The sequence below is a fragment of the Bacillus sp. LM 4-2 genome (assembly GCF_000978495.1).
Lineage (GTDB): Bacteria > Bacillota > Bacilli > Bacillales > Bacillaceae > Bacillus > Bacillus subtilis.
Genome location: NZ_CP011101.1, coordinates 503,387 through 518,071, shown reverse-complemented (window position 1 = coordinate 518,071; position 14,685 = coordinate 503,387). Strand labels below are relative to the sequence as shown.

The window sequence follows — 14,685 nt, the reverse complement described above, 5'->3', positions numbered from 1 at the left end:
TTTCTCTAGTGTATCAAAAACCGAAAAAAACACATAAAAAAAGACAGCTGGCGCTGCCCGTATCTTTACTCATGTTTCAATAGTTCCTGTAAGCCGCTCAGAAAATTCTCTTTTTTCATCGCAGCTGCAAAGAAGGCTTGATCAATCTTCTCAACAATTGGCAAAGCCGCTGTTACTTTTTCTCCTCCTATTTCTGTAAGAGACAGGAGGACCTCTCTTTTATCCTGGGGATTTTTGCTTCTTTCGATAAATCCTTTTTTCTCAAGCGTCCGCACAACCTCCGAAACCATCATGATATTGGTCTGGCTGAAGCTTGCAAGTTTTTTTTGCGTGACGGTTTCTCCGTGAGCAATCATATACTTGCACGAGGTCAGCAGAACAAATTGAACGTGGGTCAGGTCAAACTCAGCCAATGCTTTTCCTACTTTCCGCTGCCAGCTTTGCGTGGCCTGCCATAATAAAAAGCCAGGGCTTGTGTTCGGACCGCTAAATTTAGAGTGCCATTCCACTTATGTTAACTCCCATCGCTTGTGCTATTGTCAAAAAATCTTTTTTGCTTATTTCAAAGTGTCCTCTGCGAAATAAAAAGCCAAGATGCTTGGTTTCCTGAACAAATTCAAGCTTTGATTTAATGTCGTAAAAACCGATTTTATGGCATGGATAATAGTCTATATCTAATCGGTATGGAATAAAATTCGGAGCCATTTGATACGGATAGATGTTTCCGCTTTTTACTTTGCCGATCGCAGTAAAGCTTCTCAGCAGTTTGCCGTCTGGATATGCGTCTCTCGGAGAATAATAAATCAGCCAATCTCCCTCTTTCATTTTGGCGAGCGGGGCTTTTTTTCCATGGCACAGCTGTGCAAAACCGCCGGCAGCGCCTTTTAATACATGCTGCTCTGACACAACGCCGATCCAGTAATTTGTGTTCATTTTATCACTCCTCCGTAAAGATGGACAAGCCTGCTGACAGCCGTCGGCATGTCTTTAGACAGTTCAGTCCCAATGATTTCTCCCCACTTTTTTGCTTCAGCGCCTTCTAATACAATTCCATATGTGATACACAAATCTTCTTTTTGCTTTTGAAGCACGTGAAAAAACTCCATTATTACATTGCTATGCGGGCATGTTGACCATGACAGAAAACGCCCGATGTTTCTCCACATGCTCAAGCCATAAGAGAATTGTTTTTCCTTGCAGAAGCAATGTTCCTTCCGTTCCATTTTGAAATTGTCCTTTCAAAGAATCTGATGCAATACCCGTCTCCCATTGATCCATTGTTTCTGTTTCCTGATAACAGTTCCAGGTTTTCCCACATCCACTTCAGCTATCGCTGTGTATTCATAATTCCACATCCCATAAGCTCCCAGAATGATAAGTTCACTTATTAATTATAATAAGCGCACTTATTAATAGTCAACCGCAAAAAAAAGAAGCCGGCATTCCGGCTTCTTCTTGTTCTTATTCTCTAGGACAGCTGTCCGAGAATATAGGTCAGGTCATCTTTTCTCGATGTCGTATACATTTTCAGCGAATTCGATATTTCTTCTACCGATTGGCCTTTTTTCAAATGGGAGCGGATATCAGGTACGTTGAGTCCATCTGTATGTATAATGAACTTTGAACCCTTTTCATAGGTGGCGGTGTGCGTTTTGTATTTTTGCGGCTTGCCTGATAAATAGCCCGAAATCGGCAGAGGATAAAAGCTTTCACCAGACGGGGAATGCAGAATAAACCGTACATTTCCGACAGAGCAGTACGTAAACTGCCTTTGCTCAAAATTGATTTTCAGGATAGATGCTGTAGCGCCTCTTTTGTTTTTCATCGCCTGATTACAGCGTTCGATAATGCTTTCTACGTCTTCACTCGCATAGTTTTCCACTAAGTCTTTGATGGCTGCAGAGGATTCATTAGCAAGTGATCCACTTCCCAGTCCGTCAGCAACCGCGCAAATTAACTCCTTATCATCAGCTTTCATAAAAAAACTGTCACCGCAAATCGATTTCCCTTCTTTATTCAGTTGATATACTAGAGTTTGAATATGCTCGTTTTCTTCAACCTGGATCATTACATTAACTCCATCGAGGGATCTTCAATCAAGGCCTCTCTGAGCTTCTTCACAGCTTTGCGTTGCAAGCGCGAGACGTGCATTTGAGATATACCGAGAATGTCCCCAGTTTCTTTTTGGCTTTTGTTTTGAATATACGTAAGGTCTATGATTTGTTTCTCACGGTCTGAAAGGACATGAAGCACGCTTTGCAGCATCAATTGCTGGTTGACCCGCTCATATCCGTCCTCCTGTGATCCGACGATATCAAGAATCGTGACAGTGCTTCCGTCCGAATCCGCTTCAATGCTGTGGTCAACGGATAAGGCTTGATAGCTTTTGCCCATTTCCATCGTTTCAAGAACCTCTTCTTCAGAAACATCGAGGAATTCGGCAATCTCTTCGACTTTCGGCGATCTTTGTGTTTCAGTGGTCAGCTGATCAACCGCCATTTTGATTCTTGGACCCAGTTCTTTAATTCGTCTCGGCACATGAACGCTCCATGTTTTATCTCTGAGGAAACGTTTAATTTCACCGATGATTGTCGGGATTGCAAAAGCTTCAAACGATTTGCCGACAACAGGATCGTATCGCTTAATCGCGCCTAGCAGCCCGATCATGCCGACCTGGCGGAGATCCTCGTGGAAGCTTTTGCCTTTTGAGTATTTTTTCGCAAGCATGTCAACCAGATTTGTGTACACCCGCACAAGCGTTTCCTGCGCTTGTTCATCTTGCTTTGTTTGGTAATCGCTTATGAGCCGATCGACTTCATCTTTAGTTAGTTTCGTAGTTTTTGATGGTTGTGTCATGATCAACTCGCTCCCCATTTAAATACTTTGTCATCGCTACGGTGACGCCGGAGTGGTTTTGCACTCTGACTTCATCCATGAGCGTTTCCATTAAATATAGACCGAGCCCTCCTTCTGATAATTGATCAACTGTGTGCGAAGGTGTGTACGGCCCTAGATCCTGCTGCTTTTGATCAAAGTCAAAGCTGTCTCCTTCATCCGCCACAATAACCTCTAAACGGTCTTCAAACACACCGAATCGTATTGACACTTCCCCATTTTTATCTTCTTTGTAAGCGTGCTGAACCGCATTTGTGCACGCCTCACTGACTGCGATTTTCAAGTCTTCAATTTCATCGTACGTATAGCCCATTCTGCTTGCGACCCCTGACAGCGTCAGTCTTATAATTCCCACATATTCAGGTTGGGCCGGCACTTTCATTTCGATGTAATCAGCATTATTCTTCATTGCACTCCACCTTCTGACTTTGCAGAAATATCAATGATGTCCTTCAAGCCTGTAATGTCAAACAGTCGGATCAGCCGTTCAGAAAGATTTTCAAGTTTCAGCGAACCACCTTGTTTTTTCACCATTTTAAAGGTCCCTACAAAAACGCCCAATCCGGTACTGTCCATGTAGCTGACATCTTTCAGGCAAATTCTTAAGTCAGCTCCTTGTTCTGCCAGAGGAACGAGCTTCTCTCTAAGCACCGGGGCTGAGTATACATCAATTTCTCCTGCAATGTTTACTTGTATATCATTCTCGTTTTGCTTCACATCAACATTTATATTCATTCGTATCACCTCAAATTTTCCTTCAAATCACTAGTTGCTTTATACCCTCGTCTGACAGACGTTAAACCTTTCTCCGCAAAACAATTAACGTAAAATCATCGTGAAGCTGAAAATCCTGCAATTTGAGGAGGCTGTCATAAATGTTTTTGACCATTTCCTGCGCAGAGGAACACATATGTTCCTCAATGAGCTTCTGCAGATCAGGACGCTCCAAGAAACCGTTTTCCGTTCTGCATTCTGTGACGCCGTCAGAAAATAAAACAATCATATCGCCCTTTTCCAGATGCTGATCGAATTGTTTGTAGTCATAGTCCTGCGAGATGCCGAGAACGAGTCCTTTGGCCTCTAAATCGTAAAACGTGTTGTCTTTTTGAGAATAATAGAATCCCGGTTCATGTCCCGCTGAAGCATATGTAAATTGATGCTTGTCCATATTGTAATTCGCATAAAACATCGTAATAAACATACTGGCATCAACGTTTTGTTCAACAACACGATTCAAATTTTTCAGCACTTGAGAAGGGTGTATGCCCGTTTCCGGCAAAGAGTCCATTGCGTATTTAATCATGGACATGCATAAAGCCGCTGGAATGCCTTTTCCGATCACGTCCGCGATTGCGATATTGATGGATTCCTTGTCTTTGACAAAGTGGTAGTAATCACCGCTCATCTGTTTAGCGGGAACACTGATGGCGCCGATATCCAGCGCTTCCTCCTGAGGAACTTTAGTTCCGAGAAGCGTCTGCTGGACATTTGCCGCGATTTCAATTTCTGATTTGATTTCCTGCTGTATCCCTCTAAGGGTTTGATGCTCCTGATAAGCCATTCCATAGCCAATCATGACTTCTATTAAAAAATCCAGCGAATGAAACACATCTTCCGGGAGACTTGGATACAGCTCCTTCAGCACTTTTCTGTGAATGCTGATGATTTCTTCCGGAGGAATTTGGTGCTCGATTGTTTTTCGGCTGAATTTTTGGGCTTGATATAAAGATGTTTCTGTTAATTCGGCTATATATCGACTAAGCAGCTGATGATACCGCTGCTCAATAACCTCCCTAAAATCCACGTTCTTACCTCCTACCGAAGCCATTTGATGGCTTGTATCTCTGTTCCTTCCCCCGCTACGGAATTTAAGCTGAATTCATCCATCAGCCTTTTGACCCCGGGAAGTCCCGCACCAAGTCCTCCAGACGTTGAAAACCCGTCTTCCATGACTTTTCGGATATCAGGAATTCCCGGCCCTTGGTCTTCCGCTATGATTTTCAGGCCTTTTTTTCCTCTGTCTGCGACCTGTTCAATTCCAATCTGCCCTTTGCCGGCATATAAATAAATATTCCTGGCTAATTCTGAAATAGCCGTTGTAATTCTAGCCTGGTCTACCGTGCCGAAACCCAGTTCTTTCGCAACGTTTCGTCCCAGCTGTCTGGCGGCCACAATATCCCATTCTGTCATGATTCTTACACAGGATTGGTCGTTCATTCGCTATTCCCCCAATTCCCGCTTCAATGTCTCAAGCCCCTGCTCTAAGTCGAGCGCAGTTTCGATTTCCTCAAGTGCGATTCCAAGTTCAATCAGCGTCACTGCCACAGCAGGCTGAATGCCGGTCAAGACGACTTTAGCCCCCATTAACTTAGACATTGTAATGACGTCGCCCAGCACTTTCGCGATAAATGAATCAATCATATCCACAGATGTCAGGTCAATGACGACTCCGTTAGCACCTGTTTCGTATATTTTATTTAATAAGTCTTCTTGAAAGGTTAATGCTGTTTGGTCATCAAGTTCCCACTGAATGGACACTAATAAGCAATTATACAGTTTCAAGATCGGGATTTTCGGATGTCTCAAAATGTTATTCCCCCAATGAAACGATTTTTCGATCCGTCATTTCCAATGCTGTTTGAATTCCTTTTTGCAGGGTATTCTTAGTTATAACTTGGGATAAATCAATCCCCAAATTGACGATGGTTTGAGCAATTTCCGGGCGGATTCCGGCCAGCAGGCATTTTGCTCCGACAAGCCTTACAGCTTCTGATGCCTGAATAATATGATGGGCAACCATCGTATCGACGACAGGGACACCTGTAATGTCAATCAGCACGACTTGGGAACGGTGTTTGACGACGCCATTAAGAAGGTTTTCCATAATTCGTTTCGCGCGTTCGGTATCAATTGTTCCGACAAGAGGCATCACAGTGATATTTTCAAACACCGGGATAAGCGGCGCAGACAGCTCTTGCAGCGCGATTTTTTGCAGAGATACTGTTTTTTCCCATGAGATTGAGTATTGATTAAAAATTTCTGTGTTAATCGGGCTGAAAAAGCGGTCAATCTGCCAGATTAATTCCGTGCTCTCTTGATCTGGCAATCTCTTATCATTCATTTTCGTGTAGAGACGCTTCCAGAATTCAGCAAGCGCAGTAGCCAAAAACTTCATAGACAGTCCGATTTGGACCGCTCGAAGCGCCAGTTCGCTGATTTGGCTTTCAGCAGCATTTTCGTCCTTAACAGACAGCAACAGAATGTCGATATATTCTTTAGTTATATTTTCATACACTTGGTCAGTCAGCTGATAGGATTCTTGCTCGCTTAATTCTTTTAGTGTGTCAGTCCACAGTTGGAGCAGTTCATTTTGATTTTCGGCAATGAACTGGTATACAGTCTGGTTCGACATCAAATTCGCTTACCTCCCAATAAAAAACAACATATTTTTTCGTTATTTCACTATTATATCGTTTATGTTTTTTGAAAACAAAAAAAGTTGCTCTATTTGAGCAACCTGCAAATATGTCTAAAAATCAATGAGTGCCAAACTGATTTGTAAGGCTTCATCAACCTTATCCATCATTTCATCATCCAGATGAGTAATCTTATCCGTTAACCTTTGCTTGTCAATCGTCCGAATTTGCTCCAGCAAAATAACGGAATCTCTTTCAAAACCGTAGCGTTTTGCATCGATTTCGACGTGGGTTGGTAATTTCGCTTTCTGTATTTGTGCTGTTATGGCTGCAACAATAGCAGTTGGGCTGAAGCGATTTCCGATGTCATTTTGGATCACTAAAACCGGGCGCACCCCGCCTTGCTCTGAGCCAACAACAGGAGATAAATCAGCAAAATAAACATCGCCGCGTTTCACAATCAAATGATTATCCTCCGCTGACTAAGCGCTCAACTGTCGTTTCAGCCTCGCACTCCGCAAAGTGAGCCTCAGAAGAAATATTCAGGTTGATTTTCGCCATTTCCATATAGCCGCGTCTCATCAAATCACGGTTGTGACGAGTTGTTCGTTCGCTGACATACGCTCTCACTGCTTGTGATATCAGTTCGTTTCTGCTTCGTTTCTCCCGCATCGCTACACCATCCAATTCAGCTACTAGGTTTTCGGGCAAGCTGATTTTCATTTCGGTTCTTGCGCTGGATTCAGACAAAAAACATACACCTCCACCAAACTTACGGATACGACTCTTTTATCCATCCAGTGATAATGATACCATTATTCACTCTTCAAGCAAAGCTGTTTTATGAATTCTCCATTTAGGTAAGTTAATTGCTTGTATTTACCTGCAATAAAGGATTTCTTACTTCCATTATACTCCCATTTTCCAAAAACATACGGGGAACACGGGAACTTATTGTACAGGCCACTTCGTAGTTAATGGTTTCGAGCCTTCCTGCAATCTCATCCATGGAAATATATTCATCCCCCTGCCGGCCTATTAATGTAACTTTTGTGCCCGGCGGATATTCCTGATCCAGCTCCACCATAAATTGGTCCATGCAAATTCGGCCGGCAATTTTCAAGCGTTTTCCCTTCACAAGGATGTCAGTCCCTTTCAATTTTCGGAGCCAGCCGTCCGCATAGCCTACAGGCACCGTCCCGATCCATGTGTCTTTTTCTGCTGTGTACTCGGCTCCGTAGCTGACGCTCTCGCCTTTTCTGATCAGTTTGACATGTGACAGCGTCGAATGCAGGGTAAATGCCGGACGCAGCTGAAACGGTATCTCGTCCGAAATGTCAGCAGACGGGCGAAGGCCATACATGCCGATGCCGAATCTGACTGCATTAAAAAAGCCTTTTTTCAGCCGGAGACCGGCGGCGCTGTTCGCGCAGTGGACCATCAGATTCTTTAACGGCAGCGGAGCAATCAGCTCTTTAAAGCGCTCAAACTGCATTAAGAAATAGCCTCTTTCTTTTTCATCCGCTGTCGCAAAATGGGTAAATACCCCTTTGCACTTTAAACGAGGGTTGCGGTCAAGAATGGCCATCACGTTCTGAACTTCTTCCTCTGTTTTTACACCAAGCCTGTTCATCCCCGTATCGACCTTCAGATGAAAATGAAGAGAACCTTTTTTCGTGTGGCGGGCTGCCTCCTGAAGCCATTCAACAGAATAACCTGTTAAGGTCACGTCATACTCAGCAGCGATTGCCACATACTCTGGGGGAACCGCGCCAAGCACCAATATAGGCGCCTTCAATCCCTTTTTGCGCAGTGAAATCGCTTCATCCAAAATGGCCACGGCCAGGCATGAGGCACCTGCGTCAAGAGCAGCCTTTGCTGTTTCTGCATCACCATGCCCGTAGGCGTTTGCTTTCACAACTGCCATCAGGTGGACATGTTCACCGATATGTTTTTTCATATTGCTGACATTTTCCTTTATTGCGGACAAGTCAATTTCCGCCCACGTATCTCTGTAAAAAGGTTTTGTGCTCATTACGACACTTCCTAGCTTTTATTCAATATCATTTACATATCATACTAAAATTAAAGGCTAAAGGGAAACGATGTCTAACGAAAAAAAGGCCAAATCATGTTTGGCCTTTGGCGGTTATTTCGATGATTGTCCCTGCATGCTTTTCGCTACTGTCACCATTTCCTCTTTAGAAAGATCTTTAGAAGAGAGAAGGTAATCTACGCCGTCATATGTCCATGATAATGATGCATCCGACAGGGCGCCGATGGTGTAGCCGAGATTTACCGGTTCGCCGTTCAGCGTAACGGAGGAGGAAGCCTTCGCAATCTGGGCTTTTTCCTGAATTAACGTAAATGATTTTTCTCCTCCGTACGTCATGATGATGCGCTTCCCGTCTTCAGTAGATATATCTTTTTCTTCAAGCAGCTTGACGCCAAGCGGCAGTTCCAGCGGCGTTTTGACCGCGAATGTATCGGAAGGCTTTGCGCTTGTGGCAACATCCATTTGAGAAAGGGTCATATTTTTCTTTTCGTCAAATGATTCTTTATCAAATTGTTTATTAAATTCAAAGCTGCTGAATTCTACTTTGACCATCACTTTCCGGTCAGTATCCATCACTTTGACAGATGACGGGCTCATATCTTTTTTGTTAAATGTGATTTCTTGCGTGGGCAGCATTTTGTTATGCTGATAATTTGTTTTTGTTTCGAATACGTATTTCTTTTCTTTCGCTGTGAAAACTGCATCCGAATCGTTTTGAACATCCTTTACGAGCGATTCAAACAGATAAACCTGGCTGCTGTTGTTCGGCCAATCGCTTTGAAATCTGAAGCTCTTATTTAAAGACGGCGTGAGAACGAATACTCCGTTTTCATTTCGTAAAATGACTTGGTTTTGGTCCTTTTTCGGATTTTCTAAATAAACCCTGTACAGAGACGGCTTTTTGTGCCAGATTTCCACATTGTATACTTGAGGCTCACTCCCTGTCTCGATGGTCATTTTCGCTTTTGCTTTGTACGAGGTGTATTCTTTCGCCTTTTCATCTAACCCGGCCACAATATCTTGCTGTGTTTTTTGCCCGCAGGCAGAAAGAATAAGAACAGCAAGCAGTCCCGTTAAAAGCAAAACAAAGCTTTTTCTCACCTTTTTCAACCCCTTTTTCTCAATTGATGTAAAAGGAAGAAATCGCTTGTTTGACTTTAACGGTACGCTCGGTACACGTTTAGGCAGAACAGATGCGTACCATAAAAGCCTCAAACAACTTGTCTCCCTTAATGCACTATCAAATATATGAGTGGGGTTTCCCTAATATGCAGACTAGCTTGACAACCTTTCAATCACAACCTGCGCGGCAGCGTATTCTTTTGTATGAGTGATCGATACGTGAACGGCGGCTTGGCTCAGTTTCGTGCAAATGATATAGGGCTTGCCATTTTGGTCTTTCCTAATTTCAATGTCCTGAAAGCTGAGCTGCCTCCCAATGCCGGTGCCAAATGCTTTCGAGAAAGCTTCTTTTGCCGCGAATCTGCCCGCGAGAAATTCGATTTTTCTTTTCTCTGAAAGCTCATAGTATTGGTCAAGCTCGCTTCGCGTCAAAATCCGCTCGGCAAACCTTTTCTGGCGCCCAGCCATAGAGGCGATGCGTTTAAGCTCGGTAATGTCCAGCCCAATGCCGTAAATCATGTATGATAACCTCCTTTGCCTACGTACTATTTAAATGGTTTGTCTCATAAACGTGTTACTATAGATATACCAAAATGAAGAAAAGGGGCTCGGAATGTTTATACGGACTGAAAATTTTCAAACGTTTATCAGGCTTTACCCCGTTGTCACCTTTATATTGGCTTTGCAAGCTGTTCTCTGGCTGTTTTTTTCACTTCCTGCCCATTCAGTCGTGTTATGGAGGGATACCGTCACAGGCTATAATCTAGGTGTCGCAAACGGTGAATGGTGGCGGCTGATCACACCGATTTTGCTGCACGCCGGTTTCACACATCTGCTGTTTAATTCCATGTCCATCTTTTTATTTGCCCCGGCTTTGGAACGCATGCTGGGAAAAGCGCGTTTTCTTCTTGTATACGCCGGCTCCGGCATCATCGGCAATATCGGCACTTATGTTACAGAGCCGCTTGATTACGTGCATGTCGGTGCTTCAGGCGCAATTTTCGGGCTATTCGGCGTGTACCTGTTTATGGTTCTTTTTCGCAATGAACTAATAGGGCAGGAGCATTCCAAAATGATCATCACACTGCTCGCATTTGCCGTTCTCATGTCGTTTATCAACTCCAATATTAACATGATGGCCCATCTGTTTGGACTATGCGGCGGGCTTCTTCTTTCGTTTTTATTCGTGCAAAAAAAAGAGCGGCGGTATTAACCGTCGCTTCAGATTGTTGACAAAATCCTAAAATGGTTTTCATTTTAGGATTTTGTCATCTTTTCAGCGTGATTGAAAACCCTTGAAGTCTAGGAAGGACGAGCATAGGAGCGGAGCGAATGTTCTAATTCGTGAGCACCGAAGCGCAGTCCTGACAACGAATGCGAGGGTTTGTCGACACGCTGGAGCGGCGGTATTAACCGTCCGCTTTTTCATATGAGTACCAGTTTAAAATGAAGGCTGCATCCTCTTCACCTACATCCCTCACCGTTAATTCTTCCATATGGCTCGATGATTTCACCGAAGTAGAAATGGTATACAAGCGGCCTTTCTTTTGGAAATAGGATTGGCTGAACTTGCAGACCTGCATTCGTTTTTTCAGTACAATGGCGGTTGTTCTGCCTATAAATCTAGACGTCAGCTGAAGACGGTCCCCGTTGATCGTCCATGCAGCCTCTTTATACGCGAGATAGCCGAAGAGCAACTCTATCGGCAACAGGATGGCTGACAGATAGCCCCATGGCTGAAAGAAGATACATAACGGGATGATCAAAAAGAGTGAAAAAATGACAGAACGGAACAAATAGCGTTTCAACGCGCGCCGCGGCAGGCGGCGGCAGTTTTCTTCCAGCGTATATTCCGGCGTAAATGTTCGGAGCATGTGCGGAAGCTTTTTTTTATGAATCATTGGAAAGAGAATGGTCAAAGCGCCTTCTTCTTTTTCCCGGTCGCCGCCTCCTGCGCTGACGATGGACACCGTTACAAAGCCGAAAAGCTGGCGAATGATATTTTCTTTGATTTTAATGGCTTGTATTTTTCGCAACGGAATCGTGACTTGATGTTTTTCAATAATTCCCCTTGAAATCACCAGTTCCTGCTCTTTTTTTATGATTTGAAAGTTCGCGTATCTAAACATCATGCCCGCGATGCTGAAAATCCAGGCGATAAATAAACCGATAAAAATGAGTACCGCGTAAATACCAATACTGGCGTGCTGAAGGAAGGAAAATTTATCAAATAACCAATCCATTGGCAGCACTTCATCAAGCTGGGAAATAAGTGCAAATACAGCGGAGATAATGACTCCGATTCCGCCGGAGGTAGAAGCGGCCATGAGCAATTCTTTCGCGTTCATGCGATAGTGCTCTTGCACCTCAACGGCCGGAACCAACTCCTCTTCAGCTTCAAGCCGTTCTTCATCAAGTTCATTTTCTCGTCTTTGCGCTTTTTTCTTAAAGACAGCTTCTTTGATGCGTTCGGCTTCTTCAACAGAAATAGCAGAAAGAACGGCTTCTGCCTCCTTGCCTCCGCCTGCTGTTTCAATTTGCAGCTTCACAAGCTTAAAGATTTGCTGGACAAGGCCCGCGCTCGTATTCATCGTTTGAATCCGATCAATCGATATGTATCGCTTTTTCGTAACAAATAAGCCTTCTTCGATTCTAAATTCATCATCTTCAATTCGATAGGTAAACCTTCTCCATTTGATAATGCTTGCCGCTACAAGCCAGATGAATAGCACACCGAGCGCAATGGCTCCGTAAAAACGGACAGTATGGTTTGAATTGACAATATACACAAAAAAGAATGGCAGAATGATATTTTTTATCGTTTGAATAATGGTATGGCATAAATTCAAAATGACTGCTGCCGGGTGCAGGCGTTTCGGTTCAGACATCATCATCAGTCACCCTCGCCAGACGGGAAATGGAGTCTCTCAGCCGATCCGCTTCCTCCATCTCTAAAGCGGGGATCGAATGAACGGTCGCGGCCGTGGAAATTTTCACCGTTGCCAGGTTGTATTTTTTTAATAATGGCCCTTGTGACGTATCGACGTGCTGAACTCTGACCATCGGAACAATCACACGTGTCACCACAAAAATACCTGACTGAATATCTATTTCATGTTCATGGACTTCATATCGCCACACCTTATGACGGACCTTCGGAATGATAAAGACCGTCACAATCGATCCCAACAGCCAAACCGCGCCGAGCACGCCGCTGATCCAGTACGGCCAATGAAAATAATAGCTTAACACTGCAACTGCAATGACAATAAGTAAGCAAACAGCGGATATGATGATCTCTTGAAGTCGCCAAACCTTTAATCCGTCTGGACTGATTTGGTTTTTTGGCTGCTCTCTCAAAAATACCTACCTCCCTTTTTTTCGTCGTTATTTATACGTCTCTTTTACAGAAAGGTTTCATTCTTAAGCATACAGAGAAAAATGGCTTCCGTCAGCTGAAAATTTGCTGAATAACAAATCGCGAACATAAAAAAGCCCAAAACATCATGTTTTGGGCTCTGAATCGATCAAATTAGTAAGATTTTTTCTGGCGTCTGTCACCTGAAGAACGGCGATCGTTTGAACGCTTTTTGTCATAGGAAGAACGGTTGTTGCTTTTCCCTTTTCCGCCGCGGTAGCCGCCGCCTTGACCGTCTCTGCGTTTAGAAGAGCGCTGGTTCTTGTAGCGTTTGCTGACCATCGGCGCTTCGTCTGTTAAGCGAACCGGTGTGTCGTCTGGCTCTTTTGTAGCCATTTTGATAGCCGCCGCAACCACTGTTACTGCATCATGATCTTCAAGCAGCTCAGCTGCCGCTGTCATGTAGAAGTTCAGGTTGTTTTCACTGATTGTCGTGCGAAGACGTTCAACAGTAACCTGCTGCTGGCCTTCTAACGCTTCATCAAGTGTAGGCTCCTTCATGCGGTCCATTTTGCGTTTTGTTGTTTGTTCAATTGCGCGAAGCATGCTTTTCTCACGCGGTGTAATGAACGTCATCGCCATACCTGTTTTTCCTGCACGGCCCGTTCTTCCGATACGGTGAACGTAGCTTTCAGGATCTTGAGGCACGTCGAAGTTGTATACGTGTGTAACACCTGAGATATCAAGTCCGCGAGCGGCAACATCAGTTGCGACTAGAACTTCGATTGCGCCTTCTTTAAATTTACGAAGCGCAACCATACGTTTCGCCTGCGTTAAGTCACCGTGAATACCTTCAGCTGCATATCCGCGAAGGTTCAGGGCTTCAGCCAGCTCATCGACACGGCGTTTTGTACGTCCGAATACGATCGCAAGCTCAGGAGACTGAATGTCAAGAAGGCGAGTCAGTGTATCGAATTTTTTGCGTTCTTGCACTTCCAAATAGAACTGCTGAATGTTAGAAACCGTCATTTCTTTCGCTTTTACTTTTACGTGTTCCGGCTCAGTCATAAAGCGCTCTGCAATGCGTTTGATCGGCGCAGGCATTGTGGCAGAGAACAGAAGTGTCTGATGCTCGCTTGGCACGTTTGAAAGGATAGATTCAATATCATCAATGAATCCCATGTTCAGCATTTCATCCGCTTCATCCATTACAACAGTATTAACATTGTTTAAACGAATGGTGCGGCGATTGATGTGGTCAAGAAGACGTCCAGGTGTTCCGACAATAATATTCGGATTCTTCTTTAACGCCCGGATTTGCCGTCCAATATCCTGTCCGCCGTAAATAGGAAGAACCTTCGCACGTTTATCTTGTCCGATTTTATACAATTCTTCAGATACTTGAATGGCTAATTCACGGGTTGGCGCGATTACGATTGCTTGAATATTAGGAGACTCGGGGTTAATTTTTTCAACAAGGGGTATACCAAACGCAGCTGTTTTACCTGTACCTGTTTGCGCTTGTCCAATGACGTCTTTATTTGAAAGTCCGAGCGGTATCGTTTGTGCCTGAATCGGTGTTGCTTCTTCAAATCCCATACGATTAATTGCTTTCATGAGATCAGAACTTAAATTAAAATCTTGAAACGTTATAGTCAAATTATTCAAACTCCTTCTAATTGCTGTTTCAGTAATGTCGTGATTTACCACTTATAAAACTGCCCTTTAGACAAGAAGGACAGGATCCATCCGTATACAAAGCCCGAATTACTTTAAGTTTTATCTTACCATTACACTATTTGTTTTTCAATAAGATGAGAAGCAGATCGGCATCTCGA

Annotated in this window: 22 protein-coding genes; 1 reads left to right on the top strand and 21 read right to left on the bottom strand. The window is 43.8% G+C overall.

Features of this window, described 5'->3' with window-relative positions:
* Nucleotides 1-65 precede the first annotated feature (65 nt).
* The 18 genes from bslm_RS02600 to acpS all read right to left on the bottom strand — a co-directional run bounded on the left by bslm_RS02600 (nucleotide 66) and on the right by acpS (nucleotide 10,008).
* Nucleotides 66-509: a MarR family winged helix-turn-helix transcriptional regulator gene (locus tag bslm_RS02600; protein WP_003246643.1), complete on the bottom strand. Its 444-nt coding sequence runs from the start codon at nucleotides 507-509 to the stop codon at nucleotides 66-68.
* On the bottom strand, nucleotides 493-933 hold the full coding sequence (locus tag bslm_RS02595) for an EVE domain-containing protein (RefSeq protein ID WP_003246529.1): 441 nt from the start codon (nucleotides 931-933) through the stop codon (nucleotides 493-495). Before bslm_RS02595 ends, bslm_RS02600 begins: the two co-directional genes overlap by 17 nt.
* Nucleotides 930-1,166: a hypothetical protein gene (locus bslm_RS20355; RefSeq protein ID WP_147797771.1), complete on the bottom strand. Its 237-nt coding sequence runs from the start codon at nucleotides 1,164-1,166 to the stop codon at nucleotides 930-932. Before bslm_RS20355 ends, bslm_RS02595 begins: the two co-directional genes overlap by 4 nt.
* Entirely contained in the window at nucleotides 1,117-1,278 is a 162-nt protein-coding gene (locus bslm_RS21600) for a hypothetical protein (RefSeq protein ID WP_003246653.1), read from the bottom strand. The genes bslm_RS20355 and bslm_RS21600 overlap by 50 nt, the downstream gene beginning before the upstream one ends.
* Nucleotides 1,239-1,355: a hypothetical protein gene (locus bslm_RS21230; protein ID WP_128422098.1), complete on the bottom strand. Its 117-nt coding sequence runs from the start codon at nucleotides 1,353-1,355 to the stop codon at nucleotides 1,239-1,241. The genes bslm_RS21600 and bslm_RS21230 overlap by 40 nt, the downstream gene beginning before the upstream one ends.
* A gap of 113 nt (nucleotides 1,356-1,468) precedes the next feature.
* A complete protein-coding gene (gene rsbX / locus bslm_RS02590; protein ID WP_003246608.1) occupies nucleotides 1,469-2,068 on the bottom strand; it encodes a phosphoserine phosphatase RsbX in 600 nt (199 codons plus the stop codon).
* Nucleotides 2,068-2,856 (bottom strand): RNA polymerase sigma factor SigB, encoded by a 789-nt coding sequence (sigB, locus tag bslm_RS02585; protein WP_003246715.1) that lies wholly within the window; start codon nucleotides 2,854-2,856, stop codon nucleotides 2,068-2,070. The genes rsbX and sigB overlap by 1 nt, the downstream gene beginning before the upstream one ends.
* Nucleotides 2,822-3,304: an anti-sigma B factor RsbW gene (gene rsbW, locus bslm_RS02580; protein WP_003234299.1), complete on the bottom strand. Its 483-nt coding sequence runs from the start codon at nucleotides 3,302-3,304 to the stop codon at nucleotides 2,822-2,824. Before rsbW ends, sigB begins: the two co-directional genes overlap by 35 nt.
* Entirely contained in the window at nucleotides 3,301-3,630 is a 330-nt protein-coding gene (gene rsbV / locus bslm_RS02575; protein WP_003234298.1) for an anti-sigma factor antagonist RsbV, read from the bottom strand. Before rsbV ends, rsbW begins: the two co-directional genes overlap by 4 nt.
* Nucleotides 3,631-3,691: 61 nt before the next feature.
* The gene (gene rsbU / locus bslm_RS02570) at nucleotides 3,692-4,699 is read right to left on the bottom strand and encodes a phosphoserine phosphatase RsbU (protein WP_003234295.1); all 1,008 of its coding nucleotides are present in this window, start codon (nucleotides 4,697-4,699) and stop codon (nucleotides 3,692-3,694) included.
* Between the two features lie 11 nt (nucleotides 4,700-4,710).
* The gene (gene rsbT / locus bslm_RS02565) at nucleotides 4,711-5,112 is read right to left on the bottom strand and encodes a serine/threonine-protein kinase RsbT (RefSeq protein ID WP_003246640.1); all 402 of its coding nucleotides are present in this window, start codon (nucleotides 5,110-5,112) and stop codon (nucleotides 4,711-4,713) included.
* A gap of 3 nt (nucleotides 5,113-5,115) precedes the next feature.
* Complete coding sequence (gene rsbS / locus bslm_RS02560; RefSeq protein ID WP_003225190.1) at nucleotides 5,116-5,481, bottom strand: RsbT antagonist protein RsbS; 366 nt, start codon at nucleotides 5,479-5,481, stop codon at nucleotides 5,116-5,118.
* A 4-nt stretch (nucleotides 5,482-5,485) separates the two neighbouring features.
* A complete protein-coding gene (gene rsbRA, locus bslm_RS02555; RefSeq protein WP_080320324.1) occupies nucleotides 5,486-6,310 on the bottom strand; it encodes an RsbT co-antagonist protein RsbRA in 825 nt (274 codons plus the stop codon).
* Nucleotides 6,311-6,424: 114 nt separating this feature from the next.
* Nucleotides 6,425-6,775, bottom strand: coding sequence for a type II toxin-antitoxin system endoribonuclease NdoA (ndoA, locus tag bslm_RS02550; protein WP_003156187.1), 351 nt, complete (start codon nucleotides 6,773-6,775; stop codon nucleotides 6,425-6,427).
* 4 nt (nucleotides 6,776-6,779) lie between these two features.
* Nucleotides 6,780-7,061: a type II toxin-antitoxin system antitoxin EndoAI gene (gene endB, locus bslm_RS02545; RefSeq protein ID WP_003225183.1), complete on the bottom strand. Its 282-nt coding sequence runs from the start codon at nucleotides 7,059-7,061 to the stop codon at nucleotides 6,780-6,782.
* 115 nt (nucleotides 7,062-7,176) lie between these two features.
* Nucleotides 7,177-8,346, bottom strand: coding sequence for an alanine racemase (gene alr, locus bslm_RS02540; RefSeq protein ID WP_015252766.1), 1,170 nt, complete (start codon nucleotides 8,344-8,346; stop codon nucleotides 7,177-7,179).
* Nucleotides 8,347-8,460: 114 nt separating this feature from the next.
* Nucleotides 8,461-9,477 carry a LolA family protein gene (locus bslm_RS02535; protein ID WP_003234282.1) on the bottom strand — a complete coding sequence of 339 codons (1,017 nt, stop codon included), beginning with the start codon at nucleotides 9,475-9,477 and terminating at the stop codon, nucleotides 8,461-8,463.
* A 165-nt stretch (nucleotides 9,478-9,642) separates the two neighbouring features.
* Nucleotides 9,643-10,008, bottom strand: coding sequence for a holo-ACP synthase (gene acpS, locus bslm_RS02530; protein WP_015252768.1), 366 nt, complete (start codon nucleotides 10,006-10,008; stop codon nucleotides 9,643-9,645).
* Between the two features lie 94 nt (nucleotides 10,009-10,102).
* Between acpS and bslm_RS02525 the strand changes: the two genes are divergently transcribed.
* Nucleotides 10,103-10,702, top strand: coding sequence for a rhomboid family intramembrane serine protease (locus bslm_RS02525; RefSeq protein ID WP_032722928.1), 600 nt, complete (start codon nucleotides 10,103-10,105; stop codon nucleotides 10,700-10,702).
* 196 nt (nucleotides 10,703-10,898) lie between these two features.
* Here the strand turns inward: bslm_RS02525 and bslm_RS02520 are convergent, their stop codons facing one another.
* The 3 genes from bslm_RS02520 to cshA all read right to left on the bottom strand — a co-directional run bounded on the left by bslm_RS02520 (nucleotide 10,899) and on the right by cshA (nucleotide 14,506).
* Nucleotides 10,899-12,380, bottom strand: coding sequence for a PH domain-containing protein (locus bslm_RS02520; protein WP_017697005.1), 1,482 nt, complete (start codon nucleotides 12,378-12,380; stop codon nucleotides 10,899-10,901).
* A complete protein-coding gene (locus bslm_RS02515; RefSeq protein WP_003234318.1) occupies nucleotides 12,370-12,849 on the bottom strand; it encodes a PH domain-containing protein in 480 nt (159 codons plus the stop codon). The genes bslm_RS02520 and bslm_RS02515 overlap by 11 nt, the downstream gene beginning before the upstream one ends.
* 172 nt (nucleotides 12,850-13,021) lie before the next feature.
* Nucleotides 13,022-14,506, bottom strand: a complete 1,485-nt coding sequence (gene cshA / locus bslm_RS02510) for a degradosome RNA helicase CshA (protein WP_003246685.1) — start codon at nucleotides 14,504-14,506, stop codon at nucleotides 13,022-13,024.
* Nucleotides 14,507-14,685 lie beyond the last annotated feature (179 nt).

Excerpts from the sequence above, each read along its gene's own strand:
- bslm_RS02525 (WP_032722928.1), top strand. The coding sequence starts at position 10,103 with ATGTTTATACGGACTGAAAATTTTCAAACGTTTATCAGGCTTTACCCC.
- bslm_RS21600 (WP_003246653.1), bottom strand. The coding sequence starts at position 1,278 with ATGGATCAATGGGAGACGGGTATTGCATCAGATTCTTTGAAAGGACAA.
- acpS (WP_015252768.1), bottom strand. The coding sequence starts at position 10,008 with ATGATTTACGGCATTGGGCTGGACATTACCGAGCTTAAACGCATCGCC.
- bslm_RS02595 (WP_003246529.1), bottom strand. The coding sequence starts at position 933 with ATGAACACAAATTACTGGATCGGCGTTGTGTCAGAGCAGCATGTATTA.
- rsbT (WP_003246640.1), bottom strand. The coding sequence starts at position 5,112 with ATGAACGACCAATCCTGTGTAAGAATCATGACAGAATGGGATATTGTG.
- bslm_RS20355 (WP_147797771.1), bottom strand. The coding sequence starts at position 1,166 with ATGTGGAGAAACATCGGGCGTTTTCTGTCATGGTCAACATGCCCGCAT.
- alr (WP_015252766.1), bottom strand. The coding sequence starts at position 8,346 with ATGAGCACAAAACCTTTTTACAGAGATACGTGGGCGGAAATTGACTTG.
- bslm_RS21230 (WP_128422098.1), bottom strand. The coding sequence starts at position 1,355 with ATGTGGAATTATGAATACACAGCGATAGCTGAAGTGGATGTGGGAAAA.
- rsbX (WP_003246608.1), bottom strand. The coding sequence starts at position 2,068 with ATGATCCAGGTTGAAGAAAACGAGCATATTCAAACTCTAGTATATCAA.
- sigB (WP_003246715.1), bottom strand. The coding sequence starts at position 2,856 with ATGACACAACCATCAAAAACTACGAAACTAACTAAAGATGAAGTCGAT.
- bslm_RS02520 (WP_017697005.1), bottom strand. The coding sequence starts at position 12,380 with ATGATGTCTGAACCGAAACGCCTGCACCCGGCAGCAGTCATTTTGAAT.
- rsbW (WP_003234299.1), bottom strand. The coding sequence starts at position 3,304 with ATGAAGAATAATGCTGATTACATCGAAATGAAAGTGCCGGCCCAACCT.
- rsbV (WP_003234298.1), bottom strand. The coding sequence starts at position 3,630 with ATGAATATAAATGTTGATGTGAAGCAAAACGAGAATGATATACAAGTA.